Raw genomic sequence first — 23,301 nt, 5'->3', positions numbered from 1 at the left:
TTCTCGTATTCCCGCTAAGCACTCACTCCTTTTATGGTTTATTCTCCATCTCCGGTTTCCCCTAACCTCCATCAGGGAAACTCTCTCTTCTAATCCAATAAATAGTAAACACTATTTATTAAAAGGATATTATCAAATTTTTCCCATTGGATCAATAGGTTTTTATGGATTTAAATTGTATAATTTTTAATAAGAGAACCGTTGTTCATCGAGGATTGAAAATTAGAAAAGCCTCTTGCGCCATAACGCAGAGGCGGACTCTTGAAAACAAAACGTACTTTTTTCCGGTCAAAAAATCGGCAGTACATGGAAAAACACATTCGGCGAAGCAATTCGAAAATAGTAGCTGCTCCAGCCCGCGCCTTTGTTGTTAAAACGATTGCGCTGGCCGAACACCAACCGCTCCTGTTCCAATTCTTCGAGTTTATCGACTTTTCCCTCCGCATAATCCAGCAGTCGCGCGCTTGCGCTCTCCAACCTCGTCAAAACGCCGCCATAGCGAATATCGAGTACTTCCCATCCAAAAGGCTTATACATCGCGTGCCATTGGTTCCGATGGGCGATCCGCAGCGCGTTGACGCGTCGGGAAAGCTCGGGAAGCACATTCAGGGCCGCATCTTTAAGCTTTTCCAGTTGACCGTTGTCGTAAGCCTGCTTCAGTTCGATGCCCAATTGACTTTTTAACGCCAGCACTCTGCACAATTGTTCCGGCACCTCGAACAAATAGTCAAGATCCGCCTCGGGATTGCGTCGCTCATGAATCGCTTGTTCCAACTGCGCATAATGCTCCGACAGCTCCAAACCCTCGATCTGCTTGTCGAACAACCCCAACAGCACATCCTGCCACAGCAAAAACTTGGACGGATTGCTCTGCTCCGTATTGTCCGGCACGCTCCCCGGCGTTTCATCCAAATATTTCAGATGGAGGAACGCTTCCGCATCAATGCCCGTACAAAACTTCACTCTTTGATGTAATTGTTCCGTGCTCACCTCCTCGGCGTAAGCATGTTCCGCATACAGCTGAATGCCGAGCAGCGCATTGAAGTGGTTATTTTCCATGCCATCGTCGCCCCACATGGCCGCATGCACCTGCTTCACGCCCTCTTTTTTGCAAGCTTTCAAGGCTGCGTCGGAAGTTCTCAAAGAAAGCCCGTAGTTCGTACCGAAGCAGTTCCACGTCCAGATGCCGCCAAGGAAAATCGGATTTTGACCCCGGCCCAATTGACGATGAAGATCAATCAGATACGAATAGTCCTTTTCTTCCGTATGGAAAAAGTCCCAGTAAACTAACCGTACGTCATTCGGAATCACGTTCACCATTTCCTCGGGAAGCTCCACGTTTTTCACGAACACGTAATGGTCGCCATGGGCCTTGGAGGCCATCTTCAAGAACATATCTCCGTACATGCATGGCTCCAAGCCGAGCTTGTGCGCAATTTCGCGCACCTTGGACAAGTGCCGGATCATCACGTCGAACCGGTCCTTATAACCGAAACGGTCCAGGTATTTCCCCCTTCCCAGCTCCTCCGCTTCGTCCATGCCGATGTTCACTTTTTTACTGCGAAACGGAGCGGTAGCGGTTGCAAGCATTTTCTCAATCAGCTCGTACGTCGGCTCATATTCGGACAGCAGTACGCCCCTCGTGTCCCGGTAGTGCGCCGCCTGCTCCCATTTCAAAAACTCCTCCAGATGCGCGTAAGTCTGAATGCTGGGATAAGCTTCGATACCAAAGATGTCGGCGTAGTCGTCAATCGCTTTCAACTCGGCGTACGAATATCTCCCCCGCATGTAGCCGAAATAAGGCTCGCCCTCCAGCTCATACACGTCTTCCATGTAAAGAACCATCGAATTAAGCCCCATCAGTGCGAGCTTGCGGATCCATTCCTTAAAGCTGTCTGCCGTCAATACCGCATTGCGGGACAAGTCGAACTGCGGCCCGATCGCATCGAACTGCGGATGCTCCTCGATATGGAACGATTCTTTCTCGCCGTAATGCTGAATAAACAACCCTAATGCACGAAAAAATTCATGCTTTTTTCCATAGCGGATCGTTCCTTGCCCCTGTTCCAGATGAACCTCCAACACATTCGGCGTCCGCTCCACACGCACCGGAATTCCGTCATCCGACAGCGTAAACCGCAGCTCCTCCGCCAACAGCCCGATCCCGGCAGACAGCTCTTCCGTTTGCCCTTCAAACTTTATTCTCATCGCTTATCCCTCCAAACTGGTATGGATACAAAAAAATATTGATATGTAACATTATTACGTATATTATTATATTGCGAGGAATTATATTACGTCAACGAATAAATCACAAGCAGGTGAAGGTCATGAACAATGCCGGTGTATTGCTGCAAAGCATGCTCGATACGCTGCATCCGGCTGAAAAACGGGTAGCCGAGTATATTCTGAAACACCAACAGCAAATTAGCCAAATTTCCGTGCAAAAGCTCGCCGAAGATACAGAAACGAGCGTAGCGACGGTCGCCCGGCTTGCCCAACGCGCCGGCTTCAGCGGATACCGCGAGCTAAAATTCGCACTGCTTTCTACCACGGCCGCCATTCCGAAGGAAGACGATCATTTTGACGATATTCGTCCCGGCATGGAATCCGCTCAAGTGATCCAACAGCTTACCTGTTGGGCGAAGAAATGCATCGAGGATACCGCGCAGGTTCTTTCCCCCGAACAGGTGGAGAGGGCCGTTACTGCGCTGCTCAACGCTTCAAAAACGGCTTTTTTTGGAGTAGGCAGCTCTTCTTTCGTCGCGATGGACGCCTCTTTCAAGTGGATTCGCCTGAACCGGTGGAGCTTTGTTTACAGTGATCCTCAAGTCATGCTGCTTTCCGGTGTCATGCTTCAGCCGGGCGATGTGCTGGTTGCTATCTCTTATTCCGGCAAAACAAAGGAAACGCTCGAAGTGGCTGCGATGGCCAAGGAACACGGGGCCACGGTAATCAGCATCACGCAGGTCGGCAACAATCCGCTTCATCAGATGGCGGATATCGGGCTTTGGGTCACGGCGACTGAAGCGGGGATGAAACGGGGCGACATCGGTTCGCGTCTGGCGCAAACCCATGTGATCGATATTTTATACATGTCCATGATCAGCCGTAACTTTACCGACGCCGTCATGCAGTTGGAAGAAACCTACACCATGGTGCGCCAAAAAAGGAAGGACTAAACCAAAAGCAAATGGAGGCGTTGCACATGACGGAGCGCGAACGGAGCGCCGGCAGGCTGGTGCTCAAAGGGACGATCCTCGACGGGAGCGGCAAAGATCCTTTTAGCGGTTATGTCACCGTCGAGCAGGGCCGGATCGCAAGTGTATTTCCCGTAGAAGAAGCACCTGCGGAAGTTATGGCTCAGCTTGATTCTAGCGGCGCACGGGTGCTTGATTTCGGCAAGGCATACCTGACCCCCGGCTTGATCGACATTCATCTTCACGGGGGCGCTGGCGCGGATGTCATGGACGGCAGCGCCGACAGCCTGATTCGAATGCTCCGCTACTATCTCTCCCATGGCACAACCTCGATTCTCGCCACCACCTTAACGGCTTCGAAGCCGGACATTGACCGGGCGCTTGCCGCTGCTTTTTCCGTGCAGCAAACGGAGCGCATCGGCCAGGTGATCCAGGGCGTCCATCTCGAAGGACCGTTCCTCAGTCCCAAATGGCCGGGCGCCCAGCATCCGCAATGGATCTGCAATCCGCAGACCGACTGGCTTCGCGAATGGGCTTTCCGGTTCCCCGGGTTCATTCGTATACTGACGCTCGCCCCCGAACTGGAAGGAGCCGAAGAAGCCATTGCTTATGCCTTGGAGCAAAATATCATCGCCGCTTGCGGACATTCCGACGCTACCTACGATCAGGTGCGGACCGCCATCGGCTGGGGAATTTCCCACGCCGTCCACTGCTGCAATGCCATGCGCCCGTTTCATCATCGCGAACCGGGGGTTGTGGGAGCGGTGCTTCTGCACGACGAGTTGAGCACCGAAATCAATGTAGACGGGTATCATCTGCATCCGGCGGCAGTGGAATTGATTTTAAGACTAAAGCAGGACCGCGTCTGTGTCATTACGGATTCCATGCGCGCCGCGGGAATGACGGACGGCGTCTACCATTTGGCCGGACTGGAGGTGCACGTCGAACAAGGGGCTGCCCGCTTCGCCGACGGCACGATTGCCGGAAGCACCATTCCTTTGGTGCAATCGGTACGAAATCTCGTACAGAAGCACGGCAAATCGCTGCCGGAGGCGGTGAAGCATGCGACCTCGATTCCGGCGGGAATCGTAAAGCTGCACAGCAAGGGACATTTAAAGGCCGGGTACGACGCTGACCTTGTCGTGCTGGAGCCGGAAGGTCTGCAAGTGAAGCGTGTCATGCTTGGTGGGGATTGGTATGATTCCGAGACCCATGATTTTGCCTAAACGAAGAGAAGCATCAGTTCACAAGCGTTCATTTCAAGGAGGGGCTCGCTTTGAAATCCATTGGTGTCATTCAGGCCATTTACCGGTATCCCGTTAAGTCCTTTCAAGGGGAACGCCTGAGCGCGGTCGATATCGAGCGGTACGGATTATACGGGGACAGAGGGTATGCTTTTATCGATCATACACGTTCAACCGATGCTTCCCGGTCCAACAAAAAGCTGAACGCCAAATTTGTTCCGAAGCTGCTCGCTTACTCCAGCAAATATGTCGCGGACCGATCCGACAACGAATTTCCGCCCATACAGGTAACGGCCCCCGACGGCCGTATATTTCAATGGGATGAGGAGCTTTTTGAAGAAATTCGGGCCGTCGTTTCTCCGCGGGAAATATCTCCCCGGAAGTATTCGCCTGAGCATGACGACCTGCTGGGGGTTGATGAAGCAAGCATTTTGATTGCCACGGATGTTTCTCTGGCCGAGCTGGAAAAAATCATTGGTGTGGAGACCGACATGCGCAGGTTCAGGCCCAACTTCGTCATTCGTTACGACGAACCGCAGCCCTTTGAGGAATTTGATTGGATTGGGAAAACCGTCCGAATCGGAGATACGAAACTGGAGATATACAAAAAATGCCATCGATGCAGTATGGTAAACGTAGATCCGGACCATAATACCGTCAATCCGACCTTCCTAAAGCATATTGCCAAGCATCTGGATGCCTGCTTTGGGGTGTATGCCAGAGTCATTCGGACCGGAACCGTTACCGCTGGCGATCCCGTTTATTTGCTCGACTGAATTTCAAATAAAAAAGAGCGATTCGTTCCTTTACGAATTCGCTCTTGCCGGATAAATTTTATAACGTTCCCCATGCGCGCCGTGCCTCTCATAGCGCGCGTTGCGGCGTTTAGGGTTGCTCATTCATGATCAGGTTGTGCACATCGTCAGGCGCTTCGAGACTAATGCGTCCCAGCTTGCCCGCCCTCAGTTCGCGCAGAATGGCGAGCGATGCCTTCTCCAGATCCACCCGTCCCCCGCTCATCAGGGCGCCGCGCTTGCGGCCTACGGCTTCCATCAGAGCCACAATGGCATCGGTGTCTGCCGGGTCTTGCGGAATCTCGTCAACCCCGAAACGTTCTTTGACCGCTTGCGCGTAATGCTCCGTCAAATAACGCATGGCGAACAGAGCAACTTCCTCCACCTGCAAAATCTCTTCTTTGATCGCTCCGGTCGCTGCCAAACGCAGTCCGACCAACTGATCTTCGAACTTCGGCCACAAAATCCCGGGCGTATCGAGCAGTTCCATCTCCGTGCCGACTTTAATCCACTGCTGACCTTTGGTTACCCCCGGCTTGTCTCCGGTTGCGGCGATTTTACGTCCGGCCATCCGGTTGATCAGGGTCGACTTTCCAACATTCGGAATTCCGACGATCAAGGCGCGGATCGCTCTCGGGTTCATCCCTTTGCGCAGCTGCGCCTGAATTTTCTCCGACAGCAGCTCCTTGCTGCGCTGCATAATTTCTTTCACCGGATTGCCGCCTACGGAATCGATCGGGATCGCTTTCAATCCTTGTTCGGCGAAAAACTCAATCCACTGCCGAGTAACCTCCGGGTCCGCCAAATCATGTTTGTTCAGCAGTACCAAGCGCGGTTTATTTTGCAAAACTTCATCGATCATCGGGTTTCGGCTGGATAACGGTACCCGCGCATCCAAAAGCTCGATCGCCATATCAATCAGCTTCAGCTTCTCTTGGATTTGCCGCCTTGCCCGTGTCATGTGACCCGGAAACCATTGGATCGTCATCTGAGTCACCTCAATCTGTTTACCTACTGCCGGTTCGGACTATTGAAATGAACCAGGCTAATTTTATTGAACGGCCAGAATATCAGGTCGGCACGTCCGACAATTTTATCATAATTGACAAAGCCTACAGACGGGTCGCGGCTATCCGAGCTGTTCGAACGGTTGTCGCCCATCACGAATACGCTGCCCTCGGGGACTGTCTGCTCCGGGAAATTTCTTGTGTTATAGGGTCTCCCTTCCGAGGCGGCTTTATCCAGTGCCGGCTTCAGATAGGTTTCGTCCACCAATTGGTTGTCCACATACACCTTGTCGCCTTCGACTTTAACCTTTTGGCCCGGCAAGGCAATGACGCGCTTTATGTAATCTTTGTCTTTGGTTGCATGAAACACGACGACTTCCCCGTGCTCCGGCTTCCCGAACTTGTAAATAAACTTATTGACGATGAGCCGCTCTCCCGTATAGAAATTCGGCTCCATGGAAGGCCCTTCCACAATGAACGGGGCGAAAACGAGCCAGCGTATAAAAAACACGAGGGCCGCCGCAATCAGCAGCGCTTTGATCCATTCCCAAGCTTCGTTTTTGACGGGATTCGTTTTTTCTACGGTTTGATCCTGCTCCATTAGCTTTCCTGCCCTTTCGCCAGAGTGGGGTAAAAAACGAAAAGGGACTTGGTGTGCAAGCCCCTTTGTTTTCGTTATCGAATCTCTTGAATTCTTGCTGCCTTACCGCGCAGACCGCGAAGATAGTAGAGCTTCGCGCGACGGACTTTACCACGGCGAGCCACTTCAATCTTATCGATCTTCGGAGTATGAATCGGGAACGTTCTCTCAACGCCGACACCGTAAGAAATTTTTCTTACTGTGAACGTTTCGCTGATTCCGCCGCCGCGGCGCTTAATAACAACGCCCTCGAACAGCTGGACACGCTCGCGCGAACCCTCGATAACCTTAACATACACTTTCAAAGTGTCGCCAGGACGAAAGCTCGGAATGTCGCTGCGCAGTTGTTCCTTCGTAATCTCTTGGATCAAGTTCATGGATGACTCCCTCCTTCCACACAGGTGTTCATGCCGCTGCTAATAGATGTCGGTTCTTCGATGTCACGCGCAGAGGACCACCGTATTCAAGCAAATTGCCACAACGTTTTATATATTAGCATAAACTCGAGGGAAACACAACCAATTTCTTTGTTGTAAGATGAAGGATCGTTCTATTTTTGCAAATCGATCCGTTCATGTCGGATGCTTGGCGATCTCTTCCAGACATTATTCCCGTTAAAACGAAAATGTATTCCATCCGCCAAATTAAAAAACCGTCTTGTCTCATGCTCCTGCGCATGACGCAAAACGGCTCTTCCTGAGGCCCGTCATTCCGGCTTACCTGGGGCTTCTTGCCCGGAACGCTCCTGCGCTTCCCATTCGTCAAGCCAGCGGCGTTCTTTAGGCGTGAGCTCGATTCCCGCCAGCAAATCCCGACGTTTCCTCCATGTGCGCTCCAGCGACTGCTTTCTGCGCCATTCCTCGATATTCCCATGGTGGCCGGAGATCAGCACTTCGGGAACCTCCCAGCCGCGGAAATTCGCGGGACGGGTATAATGAGGGTATTCCAGCAGGCCGGTGCTGAACGAGTCCGTCACCGCCGACGTTTCGTTGCCCAGCACGCCGGGAAGCAAACGTACGACGCTGTCGATCACGACCATCGCCGGCAGCTCTCCCCCGGTCAGCACATAATCGCCGATGGACAGCTCGTCCGTCACCAAGTGCTCGCGGATTCGCTCGTCATAGCCTTCGTAGTGTCCACAGACGAAGATCAAATGCCGCTCCGCCGAAAGCTCCTCGGCTTTTTTCTGCGAGAACGACTCGCCTTGAGGACACATCAGGATCACGCGGGGCTTCGATTCGAGTCCGGAGGTTACATCTTCAACCGCAGCGAACAGCGGCTCCGGCTTCAGCACCATTCCGCCGCCGCCCCCGTACGGATAGTCGTCCACCGTATTGTGCTTGTTGTTCGCGTAATCCCGAAAATTGACCGTATTCAGCTCGACTAATCCTTTTTCCCGTGCCTTCCCCAAAATACTCGAAGCAAAGACCCCGTCGAACATCGCCGGAAAAAGCGTCAGCACATCGATTCTCATAGGTCAAGCAAGCCTTCCATCAGGCGGACTGTAACCTTCTTCTCGTTTATGTCGACGTTCAGCACAACATCGTCGATATAAGGGAGCAGCAGCGGTTTGCCGGCCGGACGCTTGACGACCCATACGTCATTGGCCCCAGGCGACAAAATTTCCGAGATCGCACCCAGCTCTTCGCCTTCTTCCGTGACGATTGTACAGCCGATAATTTCGTGGTAGTAGTACTCGTCTTCAGGAAGCTCGGATAAGTATTGCTCTTCGACTTTTAACAGCCAGCCCTTATATTTTTCCACTTCGTTGATGTTCGTGAAGCCTTGGAATTTGATGATGAACATGTTTTTTTGCTCTCGGGCCGCTTCTACTGTAACAGGAAGCTGCGTCCCTTGTTCGGGATGGACAAATACCAGCTTGCTGCCTTTGGCAAAGCGCTCGTCCGGAAAATGCGTTTCCGGGACGATCTTAAGCTCGCCGCGGATGCCATGCGTATTTACAATTTTCCCAACCGTATATAACTTTTCGCTCATAGGACCCTCCCGGGTTTGGAATAGGAGCTTATAAGAAGAGAAAAGAGTTAGGAGTAGCTCCTAACTCTCATGTTTCCCTTATGACACGATTTCAACCGAAACGCGTTTCGGTTCTTTCACTGCAGCGGATGTGACTACGGTGCGGAGCGCCTTGGCAATACGTCCTTGCTTGCCGATTACCTTGCCGACATCGTCGGAGTGTACCGACAGCTCAAACGTAATGCTGCGGTCGTCCTCGACCGTATTCACGCGTACTTCTTCAGGATGATCCACCAACGCCTTGGCGATAACGGTAATAAGATCCTTCATCGTACCCTCCGAATCTTACAGATTACTTCTGCAGTTTAGACTCGTGAAATTTTGTCAAAATGCCAGCTTTGCTGAACAGGCTGCGAACCGTATCGGAAGCTTGTGCACCGTTTTGGAGCCATTTCAGTGCTTTTTCCTCGTCGATATTCACAACGGCTGGTTGAGCAACCGGATTGTATGTGCCAATCTCTTCAATGAAACGACCGTCACGCGGGGAACGGGAATCCGAAACCACCACGCGGTAGAAAGGAGCTTTGTGAGCGCCCATACGCTTCAGACGAATGCGAGTTGCCATGTATATCACCTCCCCAATAGAGTTAAACATCATTTATCTCAAAACGGGAATTTCATCCCGCGTCCGAGCTTCTTGAGGTTCTTCAGCTGCTTGGCCCCTTTGGGTCCCATCATGCCGGAGAACTGCTTCATCATTTTGCGCATATCTTCGAACTGCTTGATGAACCGGTTGACATCCTGCACGGAATTGCCGCTGCCCGCAGCCAGACGCTTGCGCCGGCTTGGACTAAGCAGATCCGGATTTTGCCGTTCTTCCTTGGTCATCGACTTGACGATCGCGGCGACGCGAGCCATTTGCTTATCGTCGACCTTGACGTCCTTCATGCCTTTGATCTTGCCCGCGCCCGGCAGCATGTCGAGCAATTGGTCCAGCGGACCCAGCTTCTTGACCTGCTCCATCTGCTCCAGGAAGTCATCAAACGTGAATTCAGCAGTACGCAGCTTGCGTTCCATTTCCTTCGCCTTGTCGGCGTCGATGCTCGCTTGCGCTTTCTCGATCAGCGTGAGCATATCGCCCATGCCGAGAATCCGCGAAGCCATCCGTTCCGGATGGAACGGTTCGAGCGCATCCAGCTTCTCGCCCATGGCAGCAAACTTGATCGGACAGCCGGTAACGGCTTTGACCGAAATCGCCGCCCCCCCGCGCGTATCGCCGTCGAGTTTCGTCAGCACGACACCTGTCAGCTCGAGCTGCTTATGAAAGCTTTCGGCCACGTTGACGGCATCTTGCCCGGTCATCGCGTCGACTACCAGCAAAATCTCGTCGGGGCTGACCGCTTCAACGATTTGCTTCAATTCGTCCATCAAGCTTTCGTCGATGTGAAGACGACCCGCGGTATCGACGATCAAATAATCGTTGTTATGATCCTTCGCATGCTGCAGCGCCTGCTTCGCAATCTCGACTGGGCTTACTTTGTCGCCCAGCGAGAACACCGGAACCTTTAACTGCTCGCCCAGCACTTGAAGCTGTTTGATCGCAGCCGGACGGTAGATGTCCGCTGCCGCAAGCAGCGGCCGATGGTTTTGCTGGAGCAGCAGCTTCGCGAGCTTGCCGGTCGTCGTCGTTTTCCCCGCGCCCTGCAGACCGACCATCATAATGACCGTCGGCGGCTTGTTCGCCCGCGCCAGCTTGCTCTGCGTCCCGCCCATCAAGGCCGTCAGCTCTTTATTTACAATATCGACGACAACCATCGCCGGGGTAAAGCTTTGCAGCACTTCTTGTCCAATCGCCTGTTCCTTCACCTTGGCGATGAATTCCTTGACGACCTTAAAGTTGACATCCGCCTCAAGGAGCGCAAGCCGTACTTCCCGCAGCGCTTCGTTTACATCGTCCTCGGTCAGCTTGCCTTTTCCTCTAAGCTTACTGAATACACTTTGCAGCCGGCTGGATAGTCCTTCGAATGCCACAGGTCGTCACCACCTTCCGGAGGGAATATGTTAATCCAATTCGTTAAGATTTTCCATGACGGCCTGAATCTCCATACGTTGAGGCTCCGGCAGACCGCCGCTAAGCGCCTCAAGCTGCCGCAGAAGCCGCTGCCGCTCTTCATGCTTCTCCAAGAGCCGCAGCTTGCCTTCATATTCCTCAAGCACGGATTCGGCCCGTTTAATATGCTCGTAAACCGCTTGACGGCTGATGCTGAATTCCGTTGCGATCTCGCCAAGCGAATAGTCGTCGTGAAAATAATGCTTCAAAAACATTTGCTGCTTTTCTGTCAGCAGCCGTTCGTAGAAATCGAACAGCAGATTAATCCGATTCGTCTTTTGAAGGACGTTTTCCTCCGTCATTCGTGCCTCACCCCCGTTAAGGTAAAACACTTTACAGCAAATCAACCTCACTTATCATACTGAAATTGAAGAGGGATGTCAAGCTTTTCTCCTTGTCAGGTCAAAAGCATAGCTGCAGCAGCGAAAACAGAGAAAGCCGACCCTAAAAATGAGCGGCAAAAAGCCGGTTTATTGACCGGCTTTTTCCTCTTCCTTCTCCGATTCGGCAATCCATTTGCTGAATAGCGCATGCACGAACTGATCGGAGTCGAACGCTTGCAGATCGTCCATTTTCTCGCCGAGGCCGACGAATTTGACCGGCAGCTTCAGCTCCTGACGGATCGCGACGACAATGCCGCCTTTTGCCGTTCCGTCCAGCTTGGTCAGCACGAGGCCACTCAGACCGGATTTCTCGTCGAACAGCTTCGCCTGCTGCAATGCGTTCTGCCCGGTCGTCGCATCGAGCACCAGCAGCACCTCGTGCGGCGCTTCCGGTACCTCGCGGCGGATGACGCGGTAAATTTTGTTCAGCTCTTCCATCAGGTTGACTTTGTTCTGCAGACGGCCCGCCGTATCACAGAGCAGCACGTCCACGCCGCGCGATTTGGCTGCATGCAGCGCATCATACATAACCGCCGCCGGGTCCGAGCCCGCCTGCTGCTTGATCACGTCGACGCCTACGCGGCGCCCCCATTCTTCCAACTGCTCGATCGCTCCGGCACGGAACGTGTCTCCGGCGGCAAGCAGCACTTTTTTGCCCTGGGATTTCAGCATATGGGCCATTTTGCCGATCGTCGTCGTTTTGCCGACGCCGTTGACGCCTACGAACAAAATGACCGTGAGGCCGGATTCGGCCATGCTCAGCCCGGTTTGCTCCTGCCCTTTGAGCAGCGCAATCAGCATCTCGGACAAAATCGGCTGCAGCTCGCTCGGATTCTCGATTTTGCGTTTGCGAACTTCGGCCCGCAGATCCTCGATCAGCTTCAGTACCGTGTTCACGCCCACATCGGCGCCGATCAGAATTTCCTCTAGCTCCTCGTAAAAATCCTCGTCGATTTTTTTGCGGCGGGAAAACAGATCCTCTACGCGCTCGACAAACACATCTCTCGTTTTGGCCAAGCCTTCCTTGAATTTATTCGTCACCGTTTCGGCTTTGGTCGAAATCGCTTCTTTCAATCGTTTAAAAAAGCTCACGGGGCACCTACCTCAATCTCAATATATCGGCATCAGCCGGCTTCCATAATGGCTTCGTCATCTTCCAGACGAACGGATACGAGCTTCGAAACGCCGCCCTCTTCCATCGTCACGCCGTACAGCACGTCGGCTTCCTCCATCGTGCCTTTGCGGTGCGTTACGACGATAAATTGCGTCGACATCGAAAATTCGCGCAAATATTCGGCAAAACGGGTCACGTTCGCCTCGTCCAGCGCCGCTTCGACCTCATCGAGCACGCAGAACGGCACGGGCTTGACCCGGATGATCGAGAACAGCAGCGCAATAGCGGTCAGCGCCCGTTCGCCGCCGGAGAGCAGCTGCAAATTCTGCAGTTTTTTGCCCGGAGGCTGCGCTACGATCTCAATACCTGTGTCAAGCAGATTGTCCGGCTCCGACAAAATCAGGTCGGCCCGGCCGCCCCCGAACAGCTTGCCGAAGACGACGACAAAATGCGAACGGATCGCATCGAACGTGGAACGGAATCGTCTTCCCATCTCCTCGTCCATCTCGCGGATTACGAGATAAAGCGCTGTTTTAGCCTCCACCAGATCGTTCTTCTGCTCCGCCAAAAACTGGTACCGCTCGTGAACGCGCTGGTATTCTTCGATCGCCCCAAGGTTGACTTCCCCGAGAATGGCGATTTCGCGCTTCAGGTCGCGAACTTTATTTTGGGTGCCCAAGACATCCTCCGGTACGGGATAGCGCTCTTTCGCCAGCTCATAGCTAAGCTCGTAATCCTCGGAGAGCTTTTTGAGCAGGTTCTCCAGCTCCACGTCCAAGCGGTTCACGCGAACCTCCGTCTGATGGAGCTGCTCTTCGATCTGCCTGAGCTGGGTGCGCTGCTCTTTGGTTTTGCTTTCCTCGGCTTCGAGCTTCGCCACCCACTGCGCCCGCTCCGCGCGCTTCATGTCCAGTTGCTCCGCACATTGCTGCTTCTTCAGCTTCAAATCATTAAGCTGCTCGATCTGGTGCACGGATTCCTGCTCATGATTCGCCATATCGGAGTCGAGCTGCCGCTCCAGATCGCTGTTCGTTTCCAGCTCGTGCTTGATCGTCTCCAGCTCATTGCGGGAACGGCGCTCCTGCTCATGCAGCGACTGCTTCTCCTGCGATTGCGCCGCGACCTTTACCTTCAGGTCGGTGAGCTGCGTTTGCAGCTCCTCTTTCTCCGACTCGCTCGCCTTGCGGCGGATTTCCGCGTCGCGGATGGCCTGCTGCAGCTCGGCCTCCTGCCGCTGCAGCAGCTCCTGCGCCTCGAGAGCATCCGTCCGCCGGCGCTCCAGATCGCTGCGCTCGGCCGCCAGCGTTTCGCCGTCGGCGCCGTACAGCGCAAGCTGCTGGGCCACCTGCTTCGCTTCATGCTCCAGCGGCTCAAGCGAAGCGCGAATCTGCTGCTCCTCGACCCGCCGGTTCTCGCCTTCCGCCCGCAGCTCGTCCAGCTTGCGCGTCGTTTCGCCGATTTCGCGGCGCAGCTCCTCCGCTTTGGCCCGGAAGCTTTTCAGCTGGGTTTCGGACAGCGAAATGTCTTTATCCATGTCTTCGATTTGCCGTTGACGGCTCAGAAGACTGGTCGTTTTCTTCTGCTGGCTGCCCCCGCTCATCGAGCCGCCGGGGTTCACAACATCGCCCTCCAGCGTGACGACGCGGTACCGGTACTGCACCCTGGCCGCGATCCGGTTGGCAACCTCCAGCGTATTCGCAATAATGACATTGCCGAGCAAGCTGCCGGCAATTTGCCGATACGTATCTTCAAATTGCACCAAATCGACGGCAATGCCGACAAAGCCTTCCATTCCTTGAATCTGACGCTGCTCGCCTTCCGGAATGGACCGGCTGCGAATAACGTCCAGCGGCAGGAACGTCGCCCGGCCGAGCTGACGGCGCTTCAGAAAGGCGATCGCGTCCCTGCCGTTCGCTTCGTTGTCCACGACGATGTGCTGAAGCGCGCCGCCCAACGCCGTCTCCATGGCGACTTCCACATGGGCAGGCACCTTGACGAGCTCGGCCACCGCACCGCGAATACCGCGCAAATCGCCACGGTCCTTTGCCTTCAGCACTTCCTTGACGCCGTGCATAAAGCCGTCATAGTCGTTTGCCATCTCGCGCATCGTATCGCGCCGCGACACCATCGAATCGATCTTCTGCTCCCACTTGCGGACGGCGGCCTGCGCCTCTTCCGAAAGCGTCTGCTTCGATTTCAATCCTTGGCTGAGCTCCAGATACTGATTCCGCACCTCCGCAATCGCGGCCACGGCTTCTTCAAGCTTCTTCTCCAGAGCCGCCTTGCGTTCCGCGATGCTCTCCTGCTGCTCCTGCCACTTGCGGTGCTCGTCGTCGAGCCGGTCCAACCGGCGTCCGAGCGCTTCAAGCTGCTGCTCGGCATACCGCGCTTCGTTGCGGGCATTGGCCGAATCGTTCAGCACTTCGAGGAGTTCACCCTTCAGCCGATCTTCCTCCGCGCTGCTGATGCCTCCCGTCACGCCGAGCAACCGGTCTTCTTCTGCTTTCAGCTTGGCCTGCGTCTCCGCAAGCTCCGCTCCGATGGCGGCGATTTTTTCGCGCAGTTGGGCAATTTCAGCCTCTTTATCAAGCACCCGCTGCTCCTGCTGGGCGACGGCAAGTCGAAGCTGGTTTTTATTGGAAGCGTAATTTTTTTTCCGCTCCTTCAGCACCTCGCCCTGGCCTTCGCACTTCTCAAAATCCTCACTGAGCTGAAGCAGGTGCTGCTGCAATCCTTCGATCTCTTCCTCCAGCCTCCGCGTTTCCCAGCGTTCCTTCTCCAGCTCGGCGTCCTGCTTGCTGATCACGCCGGACAATTCGCGCTGCGATTCGCGAAGCTTCTCAAGCTGAGCGTTCGTATCCGTCCAGCTTGCATAAATCTGCTCGATCTGATGGACGTACATCGCGATTTCGCTGGATTTGAGCTCTTCTTTCAGCTCTTTGAAGCGCACCGCCTTCTCCGACTGCACGCGCAACGGCTCCAACTGGTCTTCCAGCTCCGATACCAGATCGTGGATACGCAGCAAATTTTGTTCCGTTTCCTGCAGTTTTTTTTCCGTTTCGCGCTTGCGCGATTTATATTTGACGATCCCCGAAGCTTCTTCAAAAATACCTCGGCGGTCTTCCGATTTCGTGCTCAAAATTTCTTCGATACGCCCCTGCCCGATAATCGAGTAAGCTTCCTTCCCGATTCCCGTGTCCATAAAGAGCTCGGTAATATCTTTGAGCCGGCAGGGCTGCTTGTTGATCATATATTCGCTTTCCCCGCTGCGATGCACGCGCCGGGTGACCGTCACTTCGCTGTAATCCAGCGGCAGCGACTGGCTCGCATTATCGAGCGTCAGCGAAACTTCGCCGTAATTGACGGCTTTTCGGGCATCGCTTCCGGCGAAAATAATATCTTCCATCTTGCCTCCGCGCAGCGACTTGGCGCTTTGTTCGCCAAGCACCCAACGGATGCCGTCGGAGATGTTGCTTTTACCGCTGCCGTTCGGCCCGACCACCGCCGTAATTCCTTGTACGAATTCCAGCTCGGTCCGATCCGCAAACGATTTGAAGCCCGAGAGCTCGATACGTTTCAAAAACAACTTGGCTCACCTCTTACGGCTATTGTACCATATTCCGGACCTATAGTAGATACCGTCCCTTACAACAGTCCGGCGATCTACACGCAGGCTGCGATCGACTTGCTTTCTCTAACCGGAACGATACCGGTTTTCGACAAATAGTCCCGTTTTCCTGCAAAAAAAAAGAGTGACGGCCCGCTGTACGGCCGTCACCTTCTGCGAACTTGCTTTATGACTGATCCACCTTGACCTCAAGCTTCGTGAGCGCTTCGGCGGCCGCATGCTGCTCCGCTTCCTTCTTAGAGCGGCCGAGTCCCCGACCGAGCATTTCCTCATGAAGATATACTTCCGCCGCGAACTCCCGCTCGTGCGCAGGTCCGCGTTCGTCTACGATTTTGTATTCCAAGGGGCCCATATTATGCTGCTGGGTATGCTCTTGCAGAATCGTTTTGTAGTCCGCCGTTAACAGACGACCTTGCTGAGGCAGGCTTGGAAACATATGGCGGCTAAGAAAAGCGCGCACCGGCTCCAAACCTTGGTCCAAGTACAGCGCACCGATGAACGATTCGAACACATCTGCGAGCAGTGCCGGACGGGTTCGACCGCCGGTCAGCTCCTCTCCTTTGCCGAGCAGCACATAAGATCCGAAATCGAGCTGCTCGGCGAAGCCGACGAGCGAGGGCTCACAGACGATGGAGGCCCGCAATTTGGTCAATTCGCCTTCCGTGCGGTCCGGATACTTGTCGAACAAATATTCCGACACGGTCAGCTCCAGGACAGCGTCGCCGAGAAACTCCAGTCGCTCGTTATCCTTGCATTGGCCGATGCGATGTTCGTTCACGTAGGAAGAATGTGTAAATGCCTGCCGTAGAAGGTCGGGACGCCGGAACGAAATCCCCAGGTCCGCTTGCAGCTGTTTTAAGTTCCGATGCATATCTAATCACCTTCGTGTAAGCAATTTGTTTCGTGGAGATTGAATACGTACAACCACCCCCACGAAACAATGTTATAGTTTGGCCAGCCCCGTGAAGTCTATGCCCTTAAGCCTCGTACTTTTGCAGAATGACCGTTGCGTTGTGGCCGCCGAAGCCGAACGAGTTCGACATGACGATGCGCAGATCGAACGGGCGCGGCGTATTCGGCACGTAATCCAGATCGCATTCGGGATCCTGATTGTCGAGATTGATCGTCGGCGGGATCATGCCATGCTTCAAGGCCAGTGCGCAGATGAGCGCTTCCACGCCCCCCGCTGCGCCAAGCAAGTGACCGGTCATCGACTTGGTCGAGCTGACGGCCAACTTGTAAGCGTGCTCGCCGAACGCCTGCTTAATCGCGGTCGTCTCCGATTTGTCCCCGATCGGCGTCGAAGTGCCATGCGCGTTGATATAATCGATCGCTTCAAACGGAATGCCGGCGTCTTTCACAGCCTTGACCATGCAGCGCGCAGCGCCGTCCGGGTCCGGATCGGTCATATGATGCGCGTCTCCGCTCATGCCGTAGCCGATCACTTCGCCGTAAATGCGGGCGCCGCGCTTCTGTGCATGTTCCAGCGATTCGAGAATGAGAATGCCGGCGCCTTCGCCCATCACAAATCCGTCACGATCCGTATCGAATGGACGGCTCGCTTTTTCCGGCTCGTCGTTGCGGGTCGACATGGCGCGCAGCGCGCAAAAGCCTGCAACGCCCGTCGGACTGATCGTCGCTTCCGCGCCGCCGCAGATCATGACGTCCGCATCGCCGTGAAGGATCGTCTTGAAGGCGTCTCCAATGGAGTGCGTACCTGTCGCACAGGCGGTAACGGCCGTACTGTTCGGTCCTTTGGCTCCCGTTATCATCGAGATTTGCCCTGCCCCCATATTGGCGATCATCATCGGAATAAAGAACGGGCTGACCCGCTTCGGTCCCTTTTCGAGCAAAATTTTATGCTGTTCTTCCCAAGTCGACAGGCCGCCGATCCCCGAGCCGACATAAACGCCGACCCGTTCCGGATCGGTATCTTCTTTGACATTCAGCCCTGCATCCTTCAACGCTGTTATGGTGGCAGCTACGGCAAATTGCACGAAGCGGTCCATGCGGCGGGCTTCTTTTTTATCAAAATAATCTTCCGGATTAAAATCTTTAATTTCGGCGGCGATCCGTGTCGGATATTCGCTGACGTCAAATGACTCAATCGCGCTGACGCCGGACTTTCCGGACAGCAGATTCCCCCAAAAGGTTTCAAGATCGCGTCCAAGCGCAGACATCACGCCGAGACCCGTAATAACGACTCTTTGCTTCATGCTGTAATTCACCTCTATTGTAAATAACCTTCGTTATGTACTTCATCCGTAAGGGGTCATGCTCACTAGTGCGCGCAGTTGGGCACGGAATGGAGATAAGTCCCGTTTATCCAAGAAAAACGGGACTTATGCGTTTTACGTATGAGATTTTATGTACTCAACTACTTGACCTACAGTAGTGATTTTCTCTGCGTCTTCATCAGAGATTTCCATATCAAACTCATCTTCCAATTCCATAACCAATTCCACGACATCGAGAGAATCGGCACCTAAATCATCTTTAAAAGAAGCCTCAAGGGTCACTTCCGCTTCGTCAACGCCGAGACGGTCCACGACGATGCGTTTTACGCGATCCAAAACGTCGGACATCCGGTTCACCTCCTCTTTGGTATTATACTTAACTTATGGACAAAATGCCATAGTAAAGCCTCAGCCAGTGCGAAAAAAAACTATTTTCGCCAAAAAATTCAATTTTTGCGGCAACTCTGGCAGTGCGACGCAAAGCTCACACCTCCGCCCATTGTTGCCGCAAGCCGCGCTACATATACATGCCGCCGTCGACATGAAGCGTCTGCCCCGTCATATAGGACGAATCGTCGGACGCCAGAAATCGTACCGCTTTGGCAATGTCTTCCGGTTGACCTAAGCGGGCGAGCGGAATTTGCGACGTAAGCTGCGAGCGCATATCTTCAGCCAGCTTGTCCGTCATATCGGTCTCGATAAAACCGGGAGCCACACAGTTGACGGTAATGCCTCTCGAAGCAAGCTCTTTCGCCGCCGATTTGGTCATACCGATGACGCCGGCTTTGGCGGCTACATAGTTCATCTGACCGGCATTCCCCATCGCGCCGACAACGGACGAGATGTTGATGATCCGTCCCGAACGCTGCTTCATCATCGGGCGCGTAGCCGCTTTTACGCAGTTGAATACGCCTTTCAGATTCGTCTCGATCACTTGATCGAACTCCTCTTCCTTCATTCGCATAATCAAGTTATCCCGCGTAATTCCTGCGTTGTTGACCAAAATATCGATCCGGCCGAACGCTTCCATGACGAGCTTGAACATCTCTTCGACTTCCTGCACGGAACCGACGTTCGCCTTCGCCTTAAACGACTTGCGGCCCAGCGCTTCGATGGCCTGTACAACTTCCGCCGCCGCCGCTTCGCTGCCCGCGTAGTTGACGACCACATCGGCTCCCGCTTCCGCGAGACCGATGGCGATGGCCCGCCCGATGCCGCGAGAGGCGCCGGTAACCAGTGCTACCTTACCCGTTAGCATGCGCTAATCCCTCCCATGAATAATCGTTTATTCCGTCGTTTCCAGCTGAAATTTCTCGATGGCTTCCAGACTGTTGATGGAATACACTTTCACGCTGCGGTCGATCTTCTTGATCAGACCTGCCAGAACGGTGCCGCTGCCGATTTCGACAAACGTGTCCACACCCTGTCCGAGCAGCCATACAACGCTGTCTTCCCACAGCACGGAGGAATGTACTTGATCGATCAACAGCTGCTTGATTTCCGTCGGCTCCTGCACCGGCAGTGCCGTCACGTTAGCAACGACCGGAACGGCCGCCGCTTTCATTCCAACGGACTCAAGCACGCCGCCGAGACGCTCGGAAGCCGGTTTCATCAACGAGGAATGAAACGGCCCGCTAACCTCAAGCGGAATCACGCGTTTCGCGCCGGCTTCTTTGCCGCGTTCGGCGAGGGCCTGCACTCCTTCTTTGCTGCCGGAAACAACGATTTGTCCCGGACAGTTCAGATTCGCAAGCTCGACGACGGTTCCTTGCCCGCTGACGTCCGAGCACAGCTGCCGCAGCGCTTCGCGCTCGGCGCCGAGGACGGCTGCCATAGCGCCTTGTCCGCTCGGTACCGCCTGCTCCATGAACTCGCCGCGTGCACGTACCGTACGGACCGCGTCTTCGAAGCTCAGCACGCCTGCAGCCACAAGCGCGCTGTATTCGCCGAGGCTGTGCCCGGCGGCATAATCCGGCTGAACGCCGTGACGCGCGCGAAACAGTTCAAGGTAAGCTATGCTGGTTGCAAGCAGCGCAGGCTGCGTATTAACAGTAAGCTTCAGTTCTTCCTCCGGACCATCGAAAATGATGCGGCTGAGAGGGAAGCCGAGCGCCTCGTCGGCCGATTCGAAAATGCCCCGCGCGGCGGCATCCGCTTCATAAACGTCTTTCCCCATCCCTACCGCCTGAGCCCCTTGGCCCGGGAATACGAATGCGATTTTCCCCATATCCGATTCTCCTTTTACCGACTGCAAGCCGTTCGGACGGACCGATACGGCCGATCCTGAACAAAGCTGTCAAGATTTAATGCATATTCCGGATATTTTACCACACCAAGACGGAAGCGCCCCAAGTCAAGCCCCCGCCGAAGCCGACAAGCACCAGGCAGTCGCCCTCTTTGACCCGTCCGGACTCCGCCGCCTCCGCAAGAGCGATCGGAATCGATCCTGCCGACACGTTGCCGTATTTGTGCAAGTTGATCATGCATTTGTCCTCGCTCAAATTCAGCTTCTGCAGTGCGGACTGAATGATGCGGATATTCGCCTGATGCGGTACGAGCAGATCCACCTCGGACTTGTCGATTCCCGCCTTGCGCAGCGCCTCTTCCGCAGCGCTTCCCATAATGCGGACCGCGAATTTGAACACCTCGCTGCCGGCCATGAAGATGAAATGCTGCTTGCCTTCCAGACTCTGCGGCGATGCCGGGCAGCGGGAGCCGCCGGCGGCAACATTCAACAGCGGGCCGCCCGCGCCGTCTGCGCCAAGCTCGAACGATTTAAATCCGCGGCCTTCCGGTACGGTGCCGAGCACGACCGCGCCTGCACCGTCCCCGAACAAAATACACGTGTTCCGATCGGTGTAATCCGTAATTTTGGACAAGCATTCCGCACCTACGACAAGCGCATATTTATACGTTCCGGTGGCGATGAAATTCGCTGCGTTGGCCAAGCTGTAAATAAATCCCGAGCAAGCCGCAGACAGGTCGAAGGCTGCCGATTTTTTGGCCCCCAGCTTGTCCTGCAAAATACATGCCGTCGACGGGAAAGCCATATCCGGGGTAACGGTCGCCACAATAATTAAATCAATCTCTTCCGGCGTGATGCCCGCGTTCTTCAGGGCGATTTTCGAAGCTTCATAGGCCAAGTCTGACGACGCTTGCTCCGCGGAAGCGATGCGGCGTTCGCGGATGCCGGTGCGGGTGACGATCCATTCGTCGTTTGTGTCCACCATTTGTTCCAGCTCGGAATTGGTCAGTACCTTCTCAGGCACGTATTTTCCCGTTCCGAGAATGCCTACAGGCTTTAAGCTGCTATTCATAACTACTCGCTCCCGTTACTGATTTCCGCAGAAATGCTGCGGACCAAATCGTTTTTCAAAGCGACCCTGGCCTGACGCACCGCATTTTTAAAAGCTACGCCGTTGGACGAGCCATGGCTTTTGAGCACCAGACCGTTAATGCCCAGCAAAGGCGCTGCGCCGTGCTCGGTGTAATCCATTTTTTTGCGGAATTGGCCGAGGCCCTTCTTCACCGCCGCCGCCGCTAGCTTCGTGTACCACGTACGCATAAATTGCTCTTTTAAGACGGAGAAGATGACCGAGGCCGCCCCTTCCATCGATTTAAGCATAATATTCCCCGCAAAGCCGTCGCATACGATGACGTCGCAAGGCTTCCGGAGCACGTCGCGCGACTCCACGTTGCCTATGAAGCGGATCGGCGCCTGCTCCAGCAGCGGAAAAGCCGCCTTCGTCAGCTCGTTGCCTTTCATCGCTTCCGTGCCCACGTTAAGGAGACCGACGCGCGGCTCGGCCACTCCGTGCACTTTGCTTCGATACAAGCTGCCCATGATGGCGTACTGCACCAGATGCTCCGCCGTCGCGTCCATATTCGCTCCGAGGTCGAGCGCAAGAACCCCTTCCCCGTCAACCGTCGGAAGCATCGGCGCAAGCGCAGGGCGCTCGATTCCTTTGATTCGGCCGACAACCAGGAGGCCCGTTGTCATCAACGCTCCCGTATTGCCCGCCGATATCATGGCGCCTACTTCCTGCTCCTTCACCATACGTCCGGCGACGACCATCGAAGCGTCTTTTTTGCGCCGCACCGCTTTCACCGGCTCATCATCCGCTTCGATCATCTCGCTTGCATGCCTCAACTCCAGATTCGCAAGCTTCTTGCCTTGAAGCAATGGCTCCAGCACGCTTGTATCTCCAACCAGCACAATCGTCGTATCCGGCCATTCTTCAGCCGCCGCGATCGCGCCATCCACCGCTGCCTGCGGCGCATGGTCTCCGCCCATCGCATCAATCGCTATCCGCATGAAGCTCTCCTCCTTCATGCCGATCTTTGCTCGCATGATAAATAATGAAATTTCCTTGGAATACCACTTCGTCTCCGACGTATGTAAAAACTTCGACCTTCGCCTTGCCTTTGGAGATCGAACGGACATAAGCCTTGGCAATGCACTTCTCCTCTAGCCGGACCTGCCGCACGAAGCGGATGTCCGCGGCGGCTGTCAGCGCCACCTTATCGTTGATCAGCGCGACGGCCAAGGAATTGGCCTGAGAAAATATATGATGACCCCGGGCGATTTTCGTCCGGGAGAACACATGCTCTTCTCGAATTTCGAACATGGAAATGCCGCTCTTGTCGAGCTGCAGATCGATGACATCCCCGATGACTTCATGCAGCGGAAGCGAGCGCACCTGATCGTACGATTGCTCCGCCATCAGCTTCATCCGCTCTCGCAGCTCGGGAATGCCAAGTTCGAGCCGGTCCAGACGGATCGTCTGGATGCTGACTTGAAACAGCTTCGTCAGCTCTTCATCCGTAATAAACGGATTTTCTTCGATCGCTTTGGCCAACTGCTGCTGGCGCTGTCGTTTCGGAAGGCGTTCGATAACGAGCACCACCTTTTTTTAGCTTGAACTAGGGAGGTCCCCACCTGATGCATATGATATGTCACTATCTCTTAT

23 protein-coding genes are annotated in these 23,301 nt (G+C 54.5%); 3 read left to right on the top strand and 20 right to left on the bottom strand.

The genetic code is table 11. The annotated features are described in order from the left end of the window. Nucleotides 1–288: 288 nt before the first annotated feature. On the bottom strand, nucleotides 289–2,208 hold the full coding sequence (locus ET33_RS26055) for a beta-N-acetylhexosaminidase (RefSeq protein ID WP_036689064.1): 1,920 nt from the start codon (nucleotides 2,206–2,208) through the stop codon (nucleotides 289–291). A 122-nt stretch (nucleotides 2,209–2,330) separates the two neighbouring features. On the opposite strand from ET33_RS26055, the gene ET33_RS26050 reads away from it, so the two are divergent. Genes ET33_RS26050 through ET33_RS26040 form a run of 3 tightly spaced genes read left to right on the top strand, consistent with a single transcriptional unit; the run spans nucleotide 2,331 to nucleotide 5,220 of the window. Then, complete coding sequence (locus ET33_RS26050) at nucleotides 2,331–3,182, top strand: MurR/RpiR family transcriptional regulator (RefSeq protein ID WP_036689062.1); 852 nt, start codon at nucleotides 2,331–2,333, stop codon at nucleotides 3,180–3,182. A 26-nt stretch (nucleotides 3,183–3,208) separates the two neighbouring features. Next, nucleotides 3,209–4,426, top strand: a complete 1,218-nt coding sequence (gene nagA / locus ET33_RS26045; protein ID WP_051775609.1) for an N-acetylglucosamine-6-phosphate deacetylase — start codon at nucleotides 3,209–3,211, stop codon at nucleotides 4,424–4,426. 50 nt (nucleotides 4,427–4,476) lie between these two features. After that, the gene (locus tag ET33_RS26040; protein ID WP_036689060.1) at nucleotides 4,477–5,220 is read left to right on the top strand and encodes an MOSC domain-containing protein; all 744 of its coding nucleotides are present in this window, start codon (nucleotides 4,477–4,479) and stop codon (nucleotides 5,218–5,220) included. 109 nt (nucleotides 5,221–5,329) lie between these two features. On the opposite strand, the gene ylqF is transcribed toward ET33_RS26040, so the two are convergent. From ylqF to fapR, 19 genes are all read right to left on the bottom strand, one after another. Next, nucleotides 5,330–6,226 (bottom strand): ribosome biogenesis GTPase YlqF, encoded by an 897-nt coding sequence (ylqF, locus tag ET33_RS26035; RefSeq protein ID WP_036689058.1) that lies wholly within the window; start codon nucleotides 6,224–6,226, stop codon nucleotides 5,330–5,332. A 23-nt stretch (nucleotides 6,227–6,249) separates the two neighbouring features. Next, nucleotides 6,250–6,846 (bottom strand): signal peptidase I, encoded by a 597-nt coding sequence (gene lepB / locus ET33_RS26030; RefSeq protein ID WP_010501086.1) that lies wholly within the window; start codon nucleotides 6,844–6,846, stop codon nucleotides 6,250–6,252. Between the two features lie 74 nt (nucleotides 6,847–6,920). After that, the gene (gene rplS, locus ET33_RS26025; protein ID WP_010501088.1) at nucleotides 6,921–7,262 is read right to left on the bottom strand and encodes a 50S ribosomal protein L19; all 342 of its coding nucleotides are present in this window, start codon (nucleotides 7,260–7,262) and stop codon (nucleotides 6,921–6,923) included. A 329-nt stretch (nucleotides 7,263–7,591) separates the two neighbouring features. After that, nucleotides 7,592–8,359, bottom strand: a complete 768-nt coding sequence (trmD, locus tag ET33_RS26020) for a tRNA (guanosine(37)-N1)-methyltransferase TrmD (protein WP_036689054.1) — start codon at nucleotides 8,357–8,359, stop codon at nucleotides 7,592–7,594. Next, nucleotides 8,356–8,880 carry a ribosome maturation factor RimM gene (rimM, locus tag ET33_RS26015; protein ID WP_036689051.1) on the bottom strand — a complete coding sequence of 175 codons (525 nt, stop codon included), beginning with the start codon at nucleotides 8,878–8,880 and terminating at the stop codon, nucleotides 8,356–8,358. Before rimM ends, trmD begins: the two co-directional genes overlap by 4 nt. A gap of 78 nt (nucleotides 8,881–8,958) precedes the next feature. Then, nucleotides 8,959–9,189, bottom strand: a complete 231-nt coding sequence (locus ET33_RS26010) for a KH domain-containing protein (RefSeq protein WP_036689049.1) — start codon at nucleotides 9,187–9,189, stop codon at nucleotides 8,959–8,961. Between the two features lie 22 nt (nucleotides 9,190–9,211). Then, nucleotides 9,212–9,484: a 30S ribosomal protein S16 gene (gene rpsP / locus ET33_RS26005; protein ID WP_010501096.1), complete on the bottom strand. Its 273-nt coding sequence runs from the start codon at nucleotides 9,482–9,484 to the stop codon at nucleotides 9,212–9,214. Nucleotides 9,485–9,522: 38 nt separating this feature from the next. Further along, nucleotides 9,523–10,890 (bottom strand): signal recognition particle protein, encoded by a 1,368-nt coding sequence (gene ffh, locus ET33_RS26000; RefSeq protein ID WP_036689047.1) that lies wholly within the window; start codon nucleotides 10,888–10,890, stop codon nucleotides 9,523–9,525. A 30-nt stretch (nucleotides 10,891–10,920) separates the two neighbouring features. Then, nucleotides 10,921–11,271 carry a putative DNA-binding protein gene (locus ET33_RS25995; RefSeq protein ID WP_036689044.1) on the bottom strand — a complete coding sequence of 117 codons (351 nt, stop codon included), beginning with the start codon at nucleotides 11,269–11,271 and terminating at the stop codon, nucleotides 10,921–10,923. 168 nt (nucleotides 11,272–11,439) lie between these two features. Then, nucleotides 11,440–12,444: a signal recognition particle-docking protein FtsY gene (gene ftsY, locus ET33_RS25990; RefSeq protein WP_036689040.1), complete on the bottom strand. Its 1,005-nt coding sequence runs from the start codon at nucleotides 12,442–12,444 to the stop codon at nucleotides 11,440–11,442. Between the two features lie 32 nt (nucleotides 12,445–12,476). Further along, nucleotides 12,477–16,052, bottom strand: coding sequence for a chromosome segregation protein SMC (gene smc / locus ET33_RS25985; RefSeq protein ID WP_036689036.1), 3,576 nt, complete (start codon nucleotides 16,050–16,052; stop codon nucleotides 12,477–12,479). Between the two features lie 208 nt (nucleotides 16,053–16,260). Beyond that, nucleotides 16,261–16,965: a ribonuclease III gene (gene rnc / locus ET33_RS25980; protein WP_036689033.1), complete on the bottom strand. Its 705-nt coding sequence runs from the start codon at nucleotides 16,963–16,965 to the stop codon at nucleotides 16,261–16,263. 106 nt (nucleotides 16,966–17,071) lie between these two features. After that, nucleotides 17,072–18,310: a beta-ketoacyl-ACP synthase II gene (gene fabF / locus ET33_RS25975; RefSeq protein ID WP_036689030.1), complete on the bottom strand. Its 1,239-nt coding sequence runs from the start codon at nucleotides 18,308–18,310 to the stop codon at nucleotides 17,072–17,074. Between the two features lie 135 nt (nucleotides 18,311–18,445). Further along, nucleotides 18,446–18,679 (bottom strand): acyl carrier protein, encoded by a 234-nt coding sequence (gene acpP, locus ET33_RS25970; protein WP_010501107.1) that lies wholly within the window; start codon nucleotides 18,677–18,679, stop codon nucleotides 18,446–18,448. Nucleotides 18,680–18,848: 169 nt separating this feature from the next. After that, complete coding sequence (gene fabG, locus ET33_RS25965; RefSeq protein WP_036689027.1) at nucleotides 18,849–19,589, bottom strand: 3-oxoacyl-[acyl-carrier-protein] reductase; 741 nt, start codon at nucleotides 19,587–19,589, stop codon at nucleotides 18,849–18,851. Between the two features lie 27 nt (nucleotides 19,590–19,616). Beyond that, nucleotides 19,617–20,558, bottom strand: a complete 942-nt coding sequence (gene fabD, locus ET33_RS25960) for an ACP S-malonyltransferase (protein ID WP_036689022.1) — start codon at nucleotides 20,556–20,558, stop codon at nucleotides 19,617–19,619. A gap of 97 nt (nucleotides 20,559–20,655) precedes the next feature. Beyond that, entirely contained in the window at nucleotides 20,656–21,648 is a 993-nt protein-coding gene (locus ET33_RS25955; protein WP_036689019.1) for a beta-ketoacyl-ACP synthase III, read from the bottom strand. Nucleotides 21,649–21,650: 2 nt separating this feature from the next. Beyond that, nucleotides 21,651–22,646: a phosphate acyltransferase PlsX gene (plsX, locus tag ET33_RS25950; protein ID WP_036689016.1), complete on the bottom strand. Its 996-nt coding sequence runs from the start codon at nucleotides 22,644–22,646 to the stop codon at nucleotides 21,651–21,653. Further along, nucleotides 22,630–23,238: a transcription factor FapR gene (gene fapR, locus ET33_RS25945; RefSeq protein WP_036689013.1), complete on the bottom strand. Its 609-nt coding sequence runs from the start codon at nucleotides 23,236–23,238 to the stop codon at nucleotides 22,630–22,632. Before fapR ends, plsX begins: the two co-directional genes overlap by 17 nt. Between the last annotated feature and the right edge of the window lie 63 nt (nucleotides 23,239–23,301).

The sequence above is a fragment of the Paenibacillus tyrphae genome, assembly GCF_000722545.1.
GTDB lineage: Bacteria > Bacillota > Bacilli > Paenibacillales > NBRC-103111 > Paenibacillus_G > Paenibacillus_G tyrfis.
Note: the sequence above shows the minus strand (reverse complement) of the source record. Positions and strands in the feature narration are given on the sequence as shown.